General features: G+C 48.6%; 14 protein-coding genes. 5 read left to right on the top strand and 9 right to left on the bottom strand.

The window, feature by feature from the left end; translation table 11 throughout:
- Positions 1 to 560: 560 nt before the first annotated feature.
- Positions 561 to 1436, top strand: coding sequence for an RRXRR domain-containing protein (locus MIC7113_RS18505; RefSeq protein ID WP_226883448.1), 876 nt, complete (start codon positions 561 to 563; stop codon positions 1434 to 1436).
- 446 nt (positions 1437 to 1882) lie between these two features.
- Entirely contained in the window at positions 1883 to 2569 is a 687-nt protein-coding gene (locus MIC7113_RS18510) for a hypothetical protein (RefSeq protein WP_155898034.1), read from the top strand.
- Positions 2570 to 2621: 52 nt separating this feature from the next.
- On the opposite strand, the gene cynS is transcribed toward MIC7113_RS18510, so the two are convergent.
- Both cynS and MIC7113_RS18520 read right to left on the bottom strand, forming a co-directional pair.
- Positions 2622 to 3065 (bottom strand): cyanase, encoded by a 444-nt coding sequence (gene cynS, locus MIC7113_RS18515; RefSeq protein ID WP_015183699.1) that lies wholly within the window; start codon positions 3063 to 3065, stop codon positions 2622 to 2624.
- Between the two features lie 196 nt (positions 3066 to 3261).
- Positions 3262 to 4446, bottom strand: a complete 1185-nt coding sequence (locus MIC7113_RS18520) for an NAD(P)H-quinone oxidoreductase subunit H (RefSeq protein WP_015183700.1) — start codon at positions 4444 to 4446, stop codon at positions 3262 to 3264.
- A gap of 250 nt (positions 4447 to 4696) precedes the next feature.
- Here MIC7113_RS18520 and rsmH point away from each other — a divergent pair, with 250 nt between their 5' ends.
- Positions 4697 to 5584, top strand: a complete 888-nt coding sequence (gene rsmH, locus MIC7113_RS18525) for a 16S rRNA (cytosine(1402)-N(4))-methyltransferase RsmH (protein WP_015183701.1) — start codon at positions 4697 to 4699, stop codon at positions 5582 to 5584.
- Between the two features lie 26 nt (positions 5585 to 5610).
- The gene (locus MIC7113_RS18530) at positions 5611 to 5832 is read left to right on the top strand and encodes a hypothetical protein (protein ID WP_015183702.1); all 222 of its coding nucleotides are present in this window, start codon (positions 5611 to 5613) and stop codon (positions 5830 to 5832) included.
- Between the two features lie 567 nt (positions 5833 to 6399).
- Here MIC7113_RS18530 and tgt read toward each other — a convergent pair.
- Entirely contained in the window at positions 6400 to 7533 is a 1134-nt protein-coding gene (gene tgt, locus MIC7113_RS18540; RefSeq protein WP_015183704.1) for a tRNA guanosine(34) transglycosylase Tgt, read from the bottom strand.
- Between the two features lie 125 nt (positions 7534 to 7658).
- Complete coding sequence (locus MIC7113_RS18545) at positions 7659 to 8111, bottom strand: hypothetical protein (protein ID WP_015183706.1); 453 nt, start codon at positions 8109 to 8111, stop codon at positions 7659 to 7661.
- A 322-nt stretch (positions 8112 to 8433) separates the two neighbouring features.
- Here MIC7113_RS18545 and cobS point away from each other — a divergent pair, with 322 nt between their 5' ends.
- The gene (gene cobS, locus MIC7113_RS18550) at positions 8434 to 9231 is read left to right on the top strand and encodes an adenosylcobinamide-GDP ribazoletransferase (protein ID WP_015183707.1); all 798 of its coding nucleotides are present in this window, start codon (positions 8434 to 8436) and stop codon (positions 9229 to 9231) included.
- Here the strand turns inward: cobS and MIC7113_RS18555 are convergent.
- From MIC7113_RS18555 to MIC7113_RS18575, 5 genes are all read right to left on the bottom strand, one after another.
- Positions 9228 to 9683, bottom strand: a complete 456-nt coding sequence (locus MIC7113_RS18555) for a PPC domain-containing protein (protein WP_015183708.1) — start codon at positions 9681 to 9683, stop codon at positions 9228 to 9230. The genes cobS and MIC7113_RS18555 overlap by 4 nt on opposite strands.
- A 331-nt stretch (positions 9684 to 10014) precedes the next feature.
- The gene (locus tag MIC7113_RS18560) at positions 10015 to 12819 is read right to left on the bottom strand and encodes a family 10 glycosylhydrolase (protein ID WP_015183709.1); all 2805 of its coding nucleotides are present in this window, start codon (positions 12817 to 12819) and stop codon (positions 10015 to 10017) included.
- Positions 12820 to 12962: 143 nt separating this feature from the next.
- A complete protein-coding gene (locus MIC7113_RS18565; protein WP_015183710.1) occupies positions 12963 to 15668 on the bottom strand; it encodes a DEAD/DEAH box helicase in 2706 nt (901 codons plus the stop codon).
- A gap of 242 nt (positions 15669 to 15910) precedes the next feature.
- Positions 15911 to 17137: a cytochrome P450 family protein gene (locus MIC7113_RS18570; protein ID WP_015183711.1), complete on the bottom strand. Its 1227-nt coding sequence runs from the start codon at positions 17135 to 17137 to the stop codon at positions 15911 to 15913.
- 119 nt (positions 17138 to 17256) lie between these two features.
- A complete protein-coding gene (locus MIC7113_RS18575; RefSeq protein WP_015183712.1) occupies positions 17257 to 17838 on the bottom strand; it encodes a TetR/AcrR family transcriptional regulator in 582 nt (193 codons plus the stop codon).
- Between the last annotated feature and the right edge of the window lie 104 nt (positions 17839 to 17942).

Consider the following 17942-nt stretch of genomic DNA (forward strand, 5'->3'; position numbering starts at 1 on the left):
AGCTCCCCAGCTCCCCCGCTCCCCTGCTTGCACAGAGGTAATCAGAAATTTTTGCCATCATGCACTAGATGCCATACCCCGCCAAAACGCCCCCTATCCTTCACTTAGAATCACAGACTACTGTCTTAATGCGTCAGTCCTAGCTATAACAGTAGTAGGGTGTATGTGAATAGCATGAAAAATCAGGTGACTGTATAAGTCCTGAGCAATCCCTCTTTCATTACTCTCACCAGAGAATATTTTAAACGTCGAGCCTTGCGTCAAAGTTTCCGACTTTGGCGAGGAAACCTGTCTCAAAGCCAGCTCGTCATTTATTCTCTGTTCAGAGCAATAAAAGAGGGTTAAGTCAACTACTCACGGTTACTTCGTTGAACCGTGAGCTTGGAAAGGTCAGTTTTCAGTAAAAGTTGTCTACCGCATGAGTCTGATAATGGTACACACGTTTAGTTGTTTTCCTAGACTAAACCTCTGTAAAACCTCTGACTAGGTTGCTCTAAGAAAGGACATCTTTTATCAGATGGCGGTAAGGAACAAGTAACTTCTTGTAAGGATTATCTCCTATGCAACGAGTACCCGTAATTTCACCTGATGGGCGTCCACTAATGCCTACCAAACCTTTAAGAGCTAGGCGATGGCTTAAAGAAGGAATTGCCAGAATCTATCTTAATGACCTGAACATTTTTGCTATTGTGCTCATCAATGAGCCGTCTGGATATGAAACTCAAAATGTGGTCATTGGCATCGACCCTGGCAAAATGTTTTCCGGCGTTGGCATTCAAAGTTCCAAGGCTACTCTGCTCAAACTTCATCTAATCCTTCCGTTCCCCAATGTCACTAAAAAGATGACAGCAAGACGGATACTTAGGAGGGTAAGAAGGGGTCGCAGAATCAACCGCAAACTGCCTTATGACCAGAGCTGTCATAGAGCTAAACGGTTTGACAACAGAGTCCAAAAGAAGCTGCCTCCCAGTATCAGAGCTAATCGTCAATTAGAGCTAAGAGTAGTCAAGGAAATAACGCGATTATTCCCTATTTCTAGCATCGTTTACGAATACATCAAAGCTCGTGGGAACAAGGGCTTTAGCCCTGCAATGGTGGGACAAAAAGTGATGTTGGAGTGGCTAGAAAAAATCGCACCAACAGCTACTCAATTTGGCTGGCAGACATCCAACATTAGGCAGTGGCTAAAACTTCCAAAAGATAAGGCTGACAAATCAAAAGCTGTGGAAGAAACGCACAGTAATGACGGTGTTGCACTAGCTGCTAGTCATTTCATTAAGTGGAAAGAATGGGAATCGAGTAATGCAAGAGGTGGTAACTGGAAGGGTAACGTTGTTGTTACATCAGCCCCCTTCAAGGTAATAGCCAAACCCAATCTTTATAGGCGTCAGCTCCACTTCGAGAATCCCGATAGTCATAAGCCTAATCCCAACTAATACCGTAAGCGCAAGGGTGGAACAGCTACACCTTTTGGTTTCCGCTCTGGTGACTTTGTTCAAGCTGAGAAAGCCGGACAGATTTACAGAGGTTGGATTGGTGGTTATACCCAAACGGGTAAGTCCAAAAACATCTCAGTCTACAACTATGAATGGAAAAGAATTGGACAATTCAGTCCTAGCAAGGTCAAATTACTTAAGCGCTCATGCAAATTATGTGTTACTTAGGGGAGATGTGTTGGACGGCGTAGGGACTCTCGCCGTCCTGCTGTCCCTCCCCACCCTGCTGCGCCGAGGGTGGGGACTCTCGCGAACACGTTGAAAAAATACGCAGCTTGGATGAAGACAGACCGACTTCACAATTGGTACACATAAAGCTTGTATCTTGCAATTTGTATCTTGCAAACACATCAATGGGAGCAGCTTACTTGGTAAGCTTTAAAAGCATGGAAGTTTATAGACTCAATACAGTAAGTAAAGCAGAGCCAGTGAAGCAAGATAACTTACTAACGTGGTTTCGCTGGCTCAAGCGGTGGGTTCGTCAAATCTTTACTAAAGGACGCACCAAGCAAAAACCTTTAAAAGTCATTGAGCGAACTGAGTCTCATGATGAACTAACTTCCCTCGTGTTTGTAGAACGAGATGCTCCTGGCGCAGTGGGAACCTGGTATATGTTCCGTCGGGATAATCCTCGTGTCAACTTGCTGATCACCCTGGATAACTTAGCAGCGATTCGATTAGCCTTGCGTCACCATCGACCCCAAGGCATGGAAATGTCCAATTTTGAGCGTTCTTTAGTGCATCAAGACCCAATCATTAGAACTCATCGCATTAGTATTCAGTGGATTGTCAAGCTGAGGAGTTCTCGTACTGTATTTAACTTAATTGGTACCTGGGACGCTGACCTTCAAGGAGATAGTTTCGACCCCAACTCTAAGGCAATTACAATATTTAGATTGATTGGGCGAGAAGCTTTAAACTTGCCGCCCATTCCTGGGGTACAGTGGCGAGCCAGGATGGCTCATTTCCCTTGGACTGATAGTATGGAAAGCTATGCAAGAGCGGTGTTAGGGGAATATCATAAATCCCACATCAAGAAAGTTCTCACCAATCCTATGCCAGTTAGTAAGTGAATAAAACGTATTAGCCATTTCTCAGGACAAAAAATGAGCGTTTCGGTAAAGACTACCACTTTTTGTAGGGTAAAAACTTGCCAGACATGATAACTTTTACGCGATCACCTTTGGGGTCTTCTTCTTTCTCAATATCCAAACTAAAATCAATCGCGCTCATAATCCCATCGCCGAACTTCTCATGAATTACGGCTTTCATCGGCATTCCATAAACCTGCATAATCTCATAAAATCGATAGATTAAAGGGTCAGTGGGGATAACTGGATCTAAAGACCCTTTTACCGGGAATGCTGTTAATTCGTCTGCGATATCGGGTTCTAACCCTAATGCCGAAATAATTTTACTCGCCTCATCTTCCGAAGCACTAGCTTGACGATAGAACACAGCAGAAATCCATACCTCGTCCCGCCCAATCATGGTTTCCAAATCCGCAAAAGTTAATCCTTTTGCCTTTTTAGCCGCCAAAAGTTTTTGGGTGATTTCTAGAATTGTCATTCACTACTCCTCATGTTTACGGTCTTTGCAGACAGTACGGTAGCCCTATTCAACCTGCTGTACAGCCTCAAGAACTGTAGCATTCCATACATTTTTATAGCCCGACGGAGGAATCTAAATAAAAAAGCAAAAGAAAGAAACCTCTCTTTTGCCGTTTCCTTGTTCTCACAAGGGGATATTTTGCTGATTACTTGCTTTATCGGTCTACCGAACCCATGATGATGTCAATACTGCCCAAAATTGCCATGATATCGGCAACCTTCACACCCCGCAGGAGATGAGGCAAAATTTGCAGATTGACAAAATCAGCCGCACGAATCTTAAAACGCCACGGGAAGACATTATCATCTCCAACGATGAAAACACCAAGTTCCCCTTTGCCGCTTTCAACACGGACGTAATGTTCGCCCTTGGGGATTTTAAAGGTAGGCGCGATTTTCTTGCCGACAAACTGATACTCAAAATCATTCCACTGGGATTTTTTCCCTTCTACCATGCGCTTGGCTTCCAGGTTTTCGTAAGGACCACCGGGAAGTCCTTTCAACGCTTGGCGAATAATCTTAACCGACTCACGCATCTCGCGAATCCGCACTAAATACCGGGCAAAGCAATCTCCAGCCGTTTCCCACTGTACATCCCAATCAAAATCGTCGTAGCACTCATAATGGTCAACTTTTCGCAAGTCCCACTTCACGCCCGAAGCCCGCAGCATGGGACCCGATAGTCCCCAGTTAATCGCTTCTTCGCGGGTGATGGTGCCAACCCCTTCAACGCGACGACGGAAGATGGGGTTGTCGGTAATTAAGCGCTCATACTCGTCTACTTTGGGCATAAAGTAGTCACAGAAATCATTGCACTTATCGACCCAGCCATAAGTTAAATCAGCGGCTACTCCACCGATGCGGAAGTAGTTGTTGTTAACCATGCGATAGCCTGAGACGGCTTCCCACAAATCGTAAATCATCTCCCGTTCCCGGAAGATGTAGAAGAAAGGCGTCTGGGCACCCACGTCAGCCATGAAAGGACCCAACCACAGCAGGTGATTGGCAATCCGGTTCAACTCCAGCATGATGACACGGATGTAGCTGGCGCGTTTGGGCACCGCAATATCCGCTAATTTTTCTGGGGCATTGACGGTAATCGCTTCATTGAACATCCCCTCTGCATAGTCCCACCGACTAACGTAGGGAACGTACATGATGGTAGTGCGGTTCTCCGCAATTTTCTCCATCCCCCGGTGCAAGTAACCGATTACTGGTTCGCAATCAACCACATCCTCGCCATCAAGGGTGACGATGAGTCGCAGCACCCCATGCATGGAAGGATGGTGGGGACCCATGTTGAGAACCATGGGTTCTGTTCTTGTTTCAATTTTTGCCATATAAACTAAGCAATTTCCCTTTGCAGCAGGTTGGACAGTAGCAACAAGTGACAGTTAGCTTCTCAGGAGCCAAAGAGTTGTAAGTTGGAAGGTTGAAGCCGGAATGTTAAAACTTATAACCTTTTAACTTGTAACATGCTAACCTGCAACCCTTTACGGACAACACACGCATTCGCTTATCCCTGATATTTGATAGCTTTATGGCGGTAGGTCTTGTACAAAATATTGATTTTTGTTGCTTATTTTAATTATGACAGAGGCTCAGAGGGCGAACACAACGGCGTTTTCACATGTTTCGGTGCTGAGTCGGGAGTTGGTTGAAGGGTTGAATATTCGTCCGGGTGGGCATTACCTGGATGCCACAGTGGGTGGGGGTGGACACAGTCAGTTGATTTTAGAGGCAGCACCGGAGGTTCAACTCACTGCGATCGATCGCGATGCTGTCGCCCTCGCCGCCGCCCAAGTTAAGTTAGCAGCCTATGGTAATCGCATCCACTTCTGGCAGGGAAACTTTGCCGAATATGAACCCTATTCCCGCCAATTCGATGGAATTATCGCTGATTTAGGCGTTAGCTCCGCTCAATTCGATACACCAGAACGAGGCTTTAGTTTTCGTCATACGGCGGATTTAGATATGCGGATGGATCAACGCCAGTCTCTTACTGCTGCTGATGTGATCAACCAGTGGGATGCCCCGCAACTAGCAGATGCATTTTATAAATATGGGGAAGAACGACTCTCGCGACAGATAGCACGACGAATTGTGGAAAAACGCCCTTTTCAAACCACCACTGAACTGGCGGATGCGATCGCCTATAGTGTCCCTCCCAAGTACCGTCACGGTAGAATTCATCCCGCGACTCGTGTATTTCAAGCCCTACGCATTGTCGTGAATCAAGAACTCGCCTCTCTCGAAACCTTCCTCAGCCGTGCGCCCCATTGGCTAAAACCAGAAGGCAGAATTGGCATCATCAGTTTTCATAGTTTGGAAGATCGGATTGTCAAGCATACGCTGCGAGATTCACCTCTATTGCGGATACTAACCAAAAAGCCAATAACGGCACAAGAAAAGGAACTGGCGGACAACCCCCGATCGCGTTCTGCTAAGCTCAGACTAGCAGAAAGACTTTCTCAATAAACATTTTTTCGTTTTAGTGGTAAGTGATGACTTGGTGGCAAGATGAAATTCAACAGCTCAGAGAGGAAAATGAGCAGCTTAAACAACAGCTAGCTAATCAGCAAAGCTGTTGTCAGTTAATTGCTCAATATCTGAGAGAAAAGAAACGGACAGAGGAAGCGACTACCAATAATCCACCTAGCGATTATGTGCAAATCCTTGAATTCAAGGCATGGGTTGAAGAAAAAGCCATGAGCAGGAATAAATAATATCTTTTCAGGCACTACAAACCTCTGTTAATCAGACGAACGTAGTTCAATATCACTTGTGGCTTTGGTAATCGAGAATTGGACATTGGCAAAAACGCCATTTCCTCTTATCCATAAAAGTTCATAAAAATTTACGTTTATTTGCATCGCTGTACTTAAGAAAGTACAAATCAACATATATAAAAAAACGTTAACAAAATCTCTTTCTTCACACTTTATTCACAAACCCTCAATACGTTGATTGGTAAGACTTATCGCTCAATTTTTTAGAATTATGTTATTTCATCTTTTTTGTGAATTTCCGGATGGATCATCCAAATATTTACACCTTCGGACCTCCACGAAAAAAGAAGCCCTCCGGCAAGCTATCCGAGATTATTGTGCTTGTGTCGTCCTTGTGATTGTTAGCAGCCTCGATTCCGATTGTCAGTTGTTAGGACTCGATTATGAATCGGCGGTTGGTAAAAATTGACACAGCATTCCCTGCACGAGCTGCTGTCAGGTTGACAAACAACCAGAGATTTGCTATATACCCTTGGTTCGCATTCCGTTCTGTAAGTCCTGCGCTCAAGGTTGTCCCGTTTCCCGATTGAGCCAATGAGCAAACTCTGTAGTAAAGCGATCGCTTAAAATCGCCTCCCGAATGTGTTGTGTGAAGCGAATCAGTTCAGTAACGTTATGCAGCGAGAGTAACATGAAGCCGAGAACTTCCTTGCATCGCACCAAATGATTCAAGTAAGCGCGAGTAAAGTTCTGGCAACCATAGCAAGGGCAAGTGGCATCTAGAGGCGTGAAATCTTCCCGAAATCGAGCATTTTTCAAGTTCCAGCGTTCTCCCTGCACCAACGCCGCACCATGACGCCCCAATCGTGTGGGAATTACGCAATCAAATAAGTCTACGCCGGCGGCAATCGCACGTACCATTTCCCTATATGTCCCCACCCCCATCAGATAACGAGGCTTATCGACGGGTAAATAAGGTGCAGTAGCATCTACAATCTCGTGAATCAGCTCAGCCGGTTCACCCACACTCACGCCACCGATGGCATAACCGGGTAAATCTAACGATACCAAAGACTCAGCGGCGGCACGACGTAAATCCAGGTAAACACCGCCCTGTACAATCCCAAACAGCGCTTGCTCCGTAGGGCGGGCATGAGCGTCAATACAGCGCTTCAGCCAGCGGTAGGTTCGTTCGGTTGCCGCCTCGACTTCTGAGCGTTCAGCCGGGTAAGGGGGGCACTCATCAAATGCCATGATCACATCTGCCCCCAAGGTATTCTGAATTTCAATCGAACGCTCTGGTGTCAGGTTGATCATCCGTCCATCGCGAGGTGAGCGAAACGTTACACCTTCTTCCGAGATGGTACGGATTTTACTCAAGCTAAACACCTGGAAGCCACCGGAGTCGGTGAGCATCGGCCCCTTCCAACCCATGAACCGATGCAACCCACCGGCTTGATTGACGATTCCTTCTCCCGGTTGCAGGTGGAGATGATAAGTATTCGCCAGAACCATTTGTGCTCCAGCCGTTTCTAGCTGTGCTGGCGTTAGGGTTTTAACCGTTGCCAAGGTGCCTACGGGCATGAACTTGGGCGTCTCGACCAAACCATGAGGCGTAACAAAAACACCAGCACGGGCTTTTGTCTGGCTACAGGACGCCTGACATTTAAAGGAAAACTGAATTGTCTGTTGTTCCAACGCTGTTGATTAAGGTGTTTATGGATAGTCAACGGTCAGAAGAACTAGAATCCCAAGGTTCTCACCTTGACCCTTCTAACCTTAAGCCTTCTCACTTTAAACCTTCAACCTTCAACCGACAACCGTTAGAAAGGACACTCACCGTCATCATCGATTTGTACATCCCACTTGGCGCTGAGGACTTGCGTCACCATGGCTTCTAGGGCATCCACGTTAAAGGGTTCTGTAGACTGCTCCTGCAAGGGGTTGGAAAGTGGAATCAGCCGTAACTGACGGTTATCTTGAATTAAGTCAAAATAAGCTTCCTTGGTGGCAGACTGGCTTAAGTGTAAGTAATCAAAGCTCTGGACATTGAGATACATGGCCTGATTGGCAATCAGGGTTGAGCGTTGAGGATCGCAAAATACTTCCATCACGCACCCTTCGCCTTCATTTTTGATTTCGCCATCCAGGCTATGAATATAGCGCACCCGACTCAGGTCATTGAGCAGGCGTTCAATGTCTTGCTTGTTGACGATAGTTCCAGTGTCGATGATGCAGGGGGCTGGGAGCTGGTGCGAGGATTGAGAATAACTCATGGGGTAAAAGCCTAAGATGCAAACAGGGCTGACGTTGCCATCGAATGGGTTGAGGTAACCGCTTTGCTGGAGACCCTACATTGGAAACCAAGAGCTTAGATGATCGTCGCGACAACCGTCAAGATCAATCAATATTAACGGTGCAGCTAGGAACAATCTAGAGGAATATAAACACGGCAAACAAGCAAGTTTCTATACTGAATACTTGGGTTGTACAGGAAGGAAACTCGTTGCTGATTAAGTAGGGTATGAGACAATACTATCCCAAGATTCTGGCAGTGCTAATACGACAATTGACTGAATTTATGACGGGAAGCCCCCTATGAGGCAATTGACATTTCAACAATTCGTGTGCTGGGGATGTCAAGTTGGGCTTTCTTTTCTGGGTGCTGTTACTTTTTATACCACAATTCCCCTACCCGCCGGCTGGAGGCTAGAATTTCAGGGTATTGCTCGTTGGGCACCCCTAATTGGGTTATTGATTGGCGGACTTTTGGGTATTGTAGACGCTGTTCTGCAACAGGTTGGTGTGCCAATTCTGACACGCAGTGCTTTAATCGTCGTCTGCTGGATTTCACTCACGGGAGGGTTACACCTAGATGGTGCAATGGATACAGCAGATGGCTTAGCGGTTCAAGACCCTCAACGGCGTTTAGAGGTGATGGTGGATAGTGCTACAGGGGCTTTTGGAGCAATAGTGGCTGTAGCCTTATTACTATTAAAAACGGCAGCACTGACCAATATAGAGGCTTACCGAGGGTTCGCGTTGATGACGGCTGCCGGTTGGGGACGCTGGGGACAAGTGGCAGCGATCGCATTTTATCCTTATCTCAAACCGACGGGGAAAGGAGCGTTTCATAAACAGGCGATTCGCACCCCCCAAGATATCCTGCTGGGATTGTGTTTACTGTTGGGTTTATACGGATTGGCGATCGGGCTAGACCAAAGTAGTATGTGGATAATCTTGGTCATGGCTTTTGGGGGATGTGCGATCGCACTGATGACCGGTGCTTGGTTTCACCGCAAGCTAGGAGGACACACGGGCGACACTTACGGAGCCGTCGTAGAATGGACAGAAGCGTTGTTTCTTTGCCTTCTCACAACCCTTCTCACCCCTTAATTCACCGGTCGCAGGCGTGTTACCTTCAGTTTAAAAGCACCGCCACTGGTTTCTCCAAAGGCACGCACTCGAATGATATACCGACCCGCGTCAGTAATCCGGGTGAACAAAAGCGAGTTCGTCGTGCCGTCGGGGCCATCATCATTTTCTCCCACTGTGGAACCATCGGCTGCCATGAGAGTGACAATGGTGTCAAAGCTTTCTGAAGAAAGGTCAATGGCAACTTGGTCCTTAGCGTTTAATGTGAGGGCATAGTCGCGGGCAAACCCACCTTGACCGGTAGGAATATCCTTGTCTGTGAGAGTATCCGTAACTTCGTTACTAGGAGGAATCGCCAGAGGGGAATAAAGCGGGCTCTGTGCTCTCGCTGCCATCGCCGTTAAGCTTACTGTCAAGAATGTTATGGGAACCAGTAGAGCAAAGCTAAACCGAGCAGCAAAAGCCTGAGTCATAAGAAAATCCGTCATCAAAGCTAGAACGGCTCAATTGTAAACTACCCCGCCCTTGTGTACCCAGGCAGAGATAACCTACCCGTTGGGAGTGGGGAACTCTCGGAGCGAATGAAGAATGAGTATTATCATCTACCTTCGATGCAGCAGTAAATACAAGAAAGCTCCGCTCTAAGGCAACGGAGCAACTGACAATGATCCTTTATCTTAGCTCATAAAAACACTCATAAATCCCCAAATAACCTCTATCTTAAGAAGTAATTTTCAAATCTTAAACCTTGGCAGGCTCAGATTAATCGGGAAGCCAGTCGATGGTTTTTCTGCCCCCTTTAGCTTAATCTGGTTTGAGCACCGTTCGTTCCCCATAGCGCAGCAACCGCTCAATGGTTGCCAAACGGTTATCCCACACTTGGACTTGATAAGGTTGTGTAGCCGATTGGCTTTGCATCCATCTTTGAAATTGAGAGCGGAACGATACCAAATAAGCTTTTGCCGCCAACAAATTCTGCCTGGATGGTTCTTGCGCCAGTTGATTGAGTAACGTTGAGAGCGTGTCGGCTTGTTTTCCCCACTCGGAGAGCGCTGGCTCTCGCAGCAAAAGTTGCTGATTCGCCAACAGAAAACTCCATTCCCGTTGTAGAGCCTGATAACGAGCGGCGGCGGCGGGAAAAGGCTGACGGTAAGGGATGGGAGAGGGAGGGCTGGAGCGAACATTCTCCCCGCTCTGAGTCCGACGGAAGACATTCTGAAGATTGCTATCAAGATTCTCAACCGCAAACAGAGCATATCCGCTGGATGGGGAATCTCGCAACAGTTGAATTTGGTCAACAGCGACGATTGTCGGCAAATTCAACAACCGAATCGCGGGCAACATCAAGGTTGAACTCAAGGTGGATTGCATCAGCACCGGCTGAGCTAGCCTCTCTAAACCCGTGGTATCTAAGGCATAAGTCATAGGAACCATAAGGTCAATATCCCCTCGAATCGCCCAATCTTCCCAATTTTGTTGCAGTCTTTGCAAACGCTCCTGACGGGGTAGGGGAAAGACAGCGGCAGAAAGAATCAGAGACGGACGTTGTTTTCGCAGGCGCGTTGCCAAGGTTGAGACAAAACTGTCGATTTGCCGGATGCGAAAATCTGTCCACTTTTGCCATAAATCCCGCTGAGTGGGGGAAACTTGAATGGGGTCAACACCCGTCAGTTCCTTAAACTGCTGACGTGCCGCCTTGCCATAACCAAAGTTTTGATTCACTCTGGGGTCTTGAAACGGGTAGCGGATGTAGTCCAGTTGAATGCCATCGACCTCGTAGCGAGTTACGATTTCCTCAACCAGTGCCATGAGATATTGCCGCACTTGTGGATTCGCGGGGTCGAGGAACGCCTTTTTCGTATTCGGATCGAACAGACGCCCCCGCTGATCAAACATCGCCCAGTCTGGAAGAGCCTTGAGGAGCGGCCCTGGATAGGTGGCGGGTTGGTTCAAGATGGTGTTATGACGCTGGTTCGCCGCTGCAAACATCCAAACCCAAGCGTGCAATTCCATCCCCCGCTGATGGGCTAACTTCACGGCAGCGGCTAAGGGGTCCCAACCTTTGACTAACGGGTTTTGTTCTGGTGCAACACGACTGGGATAAATCGGATAACTGGCATTGACAGTTTCAAAGAATACGGTATTAAAACCTGCTGCTGCCAGTTGATCGAAAACTTTGGCTAAATCCTGCTCTGATTTAGCGCGGACAATGGTTCCCCTGTCTAACCAAATCGCCCGAATCTCTGGCTGAGTCAGCTTACGATCAATTGGGTAGTTCTCCCACAGGGTACGTCGGGCTTGGAGCCAATGCTGTCTTGCCTGATCATAGTCATTTTGTGCTATGGCATTGAGGAAGTTTTGCAGTCCCATCCTCGCCTGAACGACAGCTCTAATCGTTGAGTTACTGCCCATTGTGGGGTCAGGAGTCTGGGCGTCTTCGGGTCTAGAATCCCCTTTGGCACCCGCACGGAGAAATTGCTCAATCGCCGCAGTGGTAGGTAAATTCACATTACTATTCGAGGCATTAGCACTCAGGAGGGCACTCTCAACCCGACCGATTAGATTTTTCAACTCCTGACTCATCGCACTGACTTGCCCTGCGGTGAGAGGACCTTTACTGTTGGGTAAGACTTGTGCGGGTGCGACCCCAAAATCAGGGTCAACTTGGGCAATTCTCGTCGGCGTATTGGCGCTGCCAGAGGCGGTGCGCGGCGTAACCCTTGTCGGATTAGGTAGATTACCACTCGGCAGGGACGTTAAGGAGCGCTGAGTGGCTGAGGCTTGAGACGGCACACAATAGGGTTGAGATGGGGAAGACGTTCCTTCTGATGGACTGGGAGGTATATCATAGCGACGGAGAGCGGCTTGTAACCAGGCGGTATCCACGGCTGGAGGTACCATGACATCAACACCCCAGCGCCAGCCCAAAAAGATCGATTGGTCATTGCTCACCACAGCGGGTGAGTTGTCCCTCTGACTCCAGACAGCAGCGGTAGAAGAAGTTAAGCCAGTGGGAATGACGACGCCTCCCCGGATATTGCCCGTAGAGCCAGATGAGGGTACCCACGTCTGTTGAGCCGTTCTCAACGGCTTCAACCCAGAAGGTTGTTTGAGGTCAAATCCCCAGTAAGCACCCAAAAGCGTCCGCAACCGAGTGCGGATTTCAGGTTGGGAAAGCGTCCCCATCGGCCCACTAACAATCACTCGACCGCCTTGGCGCATCCATTCTTGGAGTGCCACTAGCTGTGGGGCTTCGAGCCGCTCAATATTGGGTAAAAATAGTAATTTCGGGCTACCCAAATCCGAGACTTGTTGGACTTGAGAGAAATCAACGATGCAGTAATCAACCCCTGTGGCTTGTAAGCGGGTGGTAATTTCTGACCAATACCCTTCATTTTCGGGACTTTTGACCACTCCCAGTTTCGCCGTTTCTGCCCACACGGCGGATGGCAGCACTCCTGAATGGAACAACGTGGCGATGGCGCTTCCAACAAGAATTGACTTCCAGGGAATGCCTGGATTTGTCCGGTTGCGGTGTCTGGAAAACAACGGTTTAAGTCGCTCTGTCGATAAATGCCATGGCTGATTAGAACGCAAATAACTCCTCACCTATGCTCCTTCGTCGCTCACCCATAACCAATATCCCTTTGGCACCTGAGGCGATGACCAAAGGGCGTGCTTAGAAATTCTAAGTGTAGAACTTCTTATCCTGGAGCAGGAATTTGAAATTGGGGATTGGGAACATAGAAACGTTAATCTACCACTTCGTTGACGGGGAATCGGTCAAGTAACTGGATGGCTCGAATGGCATTAGCTCTCAAAGAATTGGGTACAGCCGGCACATGGGGAATTTGGGACAGAATATCCACTGTCCGGCGCAAAATCCGCACCACATCCCCTTCATCTAAGCTGGTGTTGGCGCACAAATCTGTCCAGGAGATGCCTAAAGCCCACTGCTCTACCAAACCCATTAATCCGCCGACGATCTTATCCAGGAATTTATATTCCGGCCAAATCGGCCAGGAGATGTCATAGCGATACTGCAATTTCAGCAGACTCTGCCGCGTTCCTTTTAAATGAACCAACGCTTCGATCGCGGGTTCAGGGGGTAAGTAGTTCGTCCAGCTATCGGGGCGAGGGGTTTCGGTCACCAGAGCACACATCGCGCCTGCTAGGTGGTGGGGGTCTAAGTGATCAAATTCCCCCGACATCAGCGCCAGTCCTAGCCATAATTCGTTATCTCCCCGAATGGCAGCGGTGGCTTTTCCTAGAGGGGTGGGTGTGACGTTATCCAAGCAACCAAATGCTCTGAGTACCTCAATCAAGTTCAGAAATTCCTGCCAGTGGTGAGCTTGGTTTTCTCGATACTGGGCTTGATGCTGATGAATTTCTTCTTGCAATGCTAATCGACGCTTGTGACGCTTAATCAAATTACCGGGATTGCCCCAGTAGTGCAAGGGATGATTGTCCAGTTGGTCTTTGACAGCCTCCACAACTTTAGCTTGAGTGAACACTTCGGGTGCAAAAGATGCTATGTCAGCAGATGGCGCTTGATGCCCAATACTCCTTTGCAGGTGTTCTGCGATCGCTTCTGTCTCCTCTGTACCGCGCCTGACTTGACCCGGCTTGAGCATGAGTTCCTTGGGTACAGGGACATACTCGACATATCCCATCTCGTCTTCGGCAAACATATCAACAACGTCCGCCGTTGTTGCCACATACCACCGATTTTGGGTGCTTAAACAGACAAAATTAGGCGAATGACCACTGCCTTTTTCCTTGGTTACCAAAACCGCTGGCACGGGTGAAGATACCTTGACATGCTTCCCTTTGAGATAGAGGATGGTTCCGGGTGGCGCATCTTTCAGAACCTGGGCAATTTCCTGGGCACGTACCGCTTCTGCCTGATTTTCCAGAAGTTTCAGCAAGCGGCGTTCTTCTTTCAGGCGTTCACTGAGTTTTTCATACCTTTCCAACTGTTTCACTTCGATAGGAGCGAGTTGAATATCCAGTTTCGTCAGTTCTGTGGTTAACTCCGTAATCGCTTGTTGCTGAGGTCGCAGATAAAGGGTCGCCAAGTACTGGGCAAAGCTGCGTTCCACCAAATCTTTGGCTTCACTCACCGAGTGGGTTTGCAGCAAATTCAGCACCATGCCATAAGTGGGCGAGAACTGGCTCACGAGGGGGTCAGCACCCGCCGTTGCGAGGTAAGCCGCTTCTTTTGCCCCTTCAAAAGGCGTCTGTAAGGTGACCACATAGCCGATCGCATCCATGCCTCGCCGTCCGGCACGACCTGCCATCTGTAAGAATTCTGAAGCCGTCAGCAAGCGGTGTCCCCGGTCAGTCCGTTTGGAAAGGGTGGAAATCACCGTGGTACGCGCAGGCATATTAATCCCTGCTGCCAGTGTCTCCGTGGCAAATACGACTTTAATCAGACCCATTTGGAACAGTTCTTCCACCAATCCCTTCCAGGCGGGTAAAATACCGGCGTGATGAGCCGCAATCCCTCGGTAAAGGGGTTCCACTTGTCCAGCCCGACCAGCCTCTGGATTACGACTTAAAAATTCGTCAATTTTCTCCTTGAGTTGGGCGGTTTCCTGTTCATTAACCAGGGAAAAATCTCCCATTTCCTCCACAGCGCGATCACAGCCCCGACGACTGAAGATAAAGTAAATTGCGGGTAACATATCCCGTGCCGCGAGTTGCTCTAGGATATAGGTCATGTGGGGACTTTCGGGACGCCCTCCTCGTTGTTTGCCTCCTTTGTTTTTGGGTTTGAGGCGAGGGCTAATTCGGGTTTGAGTCTCATCGAGAAGGGGAAAAACGCCCTTGGTGTTCCCAAAGTAAAACTGTAAGGGAACAGGTCGGAAGTCGGAGTAAATGAGTTCGGTTGCACCATGCACGAGATTCAGCCATTCGGTTAGCTGATCCGCATTCGCAACCGTGGCGGAGAGGGCAACGAGTTGGACTTCTGGGGGGCAGTAGATAATGGATTCTTCCCAAACAGTGCCCCGCTGCCGATCATTCATGTAGTGGCACTCATCCAAGACGACCGCTTCTACACCCGTCAGGGAGGTGCCGACTTCCCCAATCGGTGTGCCATAGAGCATGTTGCGGAAGATTTCGGTGGTCATCACCAAGATGGGGGCATCCCGGTTGATGGAGATATCACCGGTCAGCAAACCGACTTGCTGTGCACCAAATAATTCTCGGAAATCCCGCAGCTTCTGGTTAGAGAGGGCTTTTAAGGGTGTGGTATAAAAAATGCGACCGCCCCGCGCTAGGGCACGGTGAATGGTATATTCTCCAATGAGGGTTTTCCCCGAACCGGTGGGAGCACAGACAACCACAGAGCGACCGGCATTCAGGGCTGCGATCGCTTGTTGTTGAAAGTCATCAAGTTCAAACGGAAATAGAGTCTTTAGGTCAAGATTTACTGAGGTAGTGGAAACGTTCACACAAAGTCTTTCCAATAAATGTCCCTTGGGATGGCTGAAAATTGGGTTCTAATATCTATTGTCGGTTAGGTTTTATTGTAAAGCTGCTTTCCAAATCTGTTTTTAAGTTCTGTGGTTCTCCTTGCTTGTCGTTTAGAGGTTGGGGGAATCTAGCCTAATGCGATCGTCCGACCTAAAAGGAAAGGGCACCAAAATACACCTTCTGCCCTGGAGCCTTCTCCCTTCCGCCTTTTTTGGTCAATTCAGAACTTAACGGGAATTGCTTTCGCGCCTCGGGTAATCAGATTAGAATTCCAACGCAGATTTTCAGGATTGACAGCGAGTCGAATATTTGGCAAACGCTCGAACAGCACTTGGAATGCAATGCTGGACTCAAGCCGTGCTAGGGGCGCACCAAGACAGTAGTGCATACCCAACCCAAAACCAAGGTGCTTATTGTTTTGTCGGTCTAGGATAAGGGTTTCTGGATTCTCAAATTTTGATTCATCATGGTTAGCCGATCCTAGTGCAGCAAGTACCGACTCACCTTTAGGAATGCATGTGCCAGCGATTACAATGTCTTCACGGGCATAGCGTGTTGTGGCGAACAACACTGGAGGAGTGTAGCGCACAAGTTCTTCGACAGCAGATTTCATCAGTTCGGGTTCAGTGCGTAAGCGATCAAGTTCGGCTGGGTGCGTTAGCAATGCCAACACGCCATTACCAATTAAATTAACTGTGGTTTCGTGACCAGCCGACAGTAAGAGCGCAACCATACCAATTAATTCATCTTCGGATAATTGCGAACCTTCTGATTCAGCTTGCAGTAGGGCGCTGGTTAAGTCGTCTTGCGGATTGAGGCGATGTTCACGGAACAGCCGGCGCAGAAACCGAACGAATTGGTACAGGCTGGGAATGGCAAGGATGCCGTTACTGGGTTTAGTCACGTTAACCATGACGTTTGACCAACGGTGAAAGGCTGCGCGATCCGGTTCGGCAACGCCAAGCATCTCGCTGATCACAACCAGAGGAATGGGCAACGCAAAGTTATCAACTAAATCCATTTCGCCTTTGGCTTCGACCCGATCAATCAGTTCATGGGCGAGGCGATGAATCCGGGTTTGCATTTGCGAGATTAGACGTGGCATGAACGCTTGATGCACCAGAGAACGCAGCCGGGTGTGATCGGGTGCGTCGGAGTCGATCATATTGCGCTGAAGGGGCTTGACGAATCCCGGTGTCCACATTCCTCGTTGCTTTTTATTGGGATCTTGAGCATTGCGGCGGTCTTTAACGAGGCGTTCGTCGGTGAGCGCGGCAAGTACGTCGTCATAGCGGGTGATAATCCAGGCGCGTTCCCCAAACGCTCGAACTGGCACGACGGGTCGGGTATCTCGCCAGCGTCTAAACGTCGGGAACGGATTCGCTCTGAAACTAGGCGAGGTTATATCAACGTGTTCGAGGGTGATGGTTTGGTGGATAGCGGTCATGGTGGTTGCTCCTTAGGGCTGAATAAAAGTGGGTGAGGGTTCAAGGGCGTCTTTATAAGGGCAGATTATTTATAACTAATTGATTAGTTATTATTGAGTCAAAAAAAAGATCATGCCGTTTATCCGTTAGGGTCAAGCCCTCGCCATAGCAGATTGACAAAATCCTCAAGAAAGCGGCTTGTGTCCAGGCGAACAGTCGTGCTTTCCAACGTCTGGCTCATGGTGAAGCCGACAACGGTGTGCAGCAAAGTCAAAGCTGGAATGGTTGGGTCACCTCGCGCAATGCGTCCGAGCGCCATCTCACGTCCGAGGTACGCAGTGAGGGCGGCGAAGTCGGGTTCAATTCCTGGCGGTCTGACGATCTCACCGGGTTGCCGCACTGACCATGCCAGCATCATTTGTGGCAATAACTCTCCTGTGTAAGATGCAATCCGTAACGCGATTTTTAGTAAGTCAGATCGAGGGTCACCCTGTCCAATTTCAGCTTCGAGTTCTGCTGTCCAAATGCGATCGCGGGGAGCTTCTGACATCGCAGCAAAGAACAGGGCTTCTTTGGTTGGAAAGTGCTTGAAGATGCTGGCACTTGAGATGCCCGCACGGTTGGCTACGTCCGCCGTGGTGGCACTGAATCCCTGTTCGAGGAAGACTTCGCGAGCAGCCTTCAGGATTTGAGACTGGGTAATGGTTGGAGTTCTTGCCATATACCAATAGTAACTGGGGAGTTATTTATTCGTCAAGGCAATGGGTTACATGGCAATTGCGTCCATTATTCTTGCACGATCGCTGAGTTAATTGGTCTTAGTCT

This window comes from Allocoleopsis franciscana PCC 7113 (genome assembly GCF_000317515.1).
GTDB lineage: Bacteria > Cyanobacteriota > Cyanobacteriia > Cyanobacteriales > Coleofasciculaceae > Allocoleopsis > Allocoleopsis franciscana.

Bases quoted from the DNA above. Each gene is read 5' to 3' on its own strand.
- MIC7113_RS18505 (WP_226883448.1), top strand. From the start codon at position 561: ATGCAACGAGTACCCGTAATTTCACCTGATGGGCGTCCACTAATGCCT.
- MIC7113_RS18545 (WP_015183706.1), bottom strand. From the start codon at position 8,111: ATGAGTTATTCTCAATCCTCGCACCAGCTCCCAGCCCCCTGCATCATC.
- MIC7113_RS18530 (WP_015183702.1), top strand. From the start codon at position 5,611: ATGACTTGGTGGCAAGATGAAATTCAACAGCTCAGAGAGGAAAATGAG.
- MIC7113_RS18520 (WP_015183700.1), bottom strand. From the start codon at position 4,446: ATGGCAAAAATTGAAACAAGAACAGAACCCATGGTTCTCAACATGGGT.
- MIC7113_RS18555 (WP_015183708.1), bottom strand. From the start codon at position 9,683: ATGACTCAGGCTTTTGCTGCTCGGTTTAGCTTTGCTCTACTGGTTCCC.
- cynS (WP_015183699.1), bottom strand. From the start codon at position 3,065: ATGACAATTCTAGAAATCACCCAAAAACTTTTGGCGGCTAAAAAGGCA.
- MIC7113_RS18575 (WP_015183712.1), bottom strand. From the start codon at position 17,838: ATGGCAAGAACTCCAACCATTACCCAGTCTCAAATCCTGAAGGCTGCT.
- MIC7113_RS18570 (WP_015183711.1), bottom strand. From the start codon at position 17,137: ATGACCGCTATCCACCAAACCATCACCCTCGAACACGTTGATATAACC.
- MIC7113_RS18510 (WP_155898034.1), top strand. From the start codon at position 1,883: ATGGAAGTTTATAGACTCAATACAGTAAGTAAAGCAGAGCCAGTGAAG.
- rsmH (WP_015183701.1), top strand. From the start codon at position 4,697: ATGACAGAGGCTCAGAGGGCGAACACAACGGCGTTTTCACATGTTTCG.
- cobS (WP_015183707.1), top strand. From the start codon at position 8,434: ATGAGGCAATTGACATTTCAACAATTCGTGTGCTGGGGATGTCAAGTT.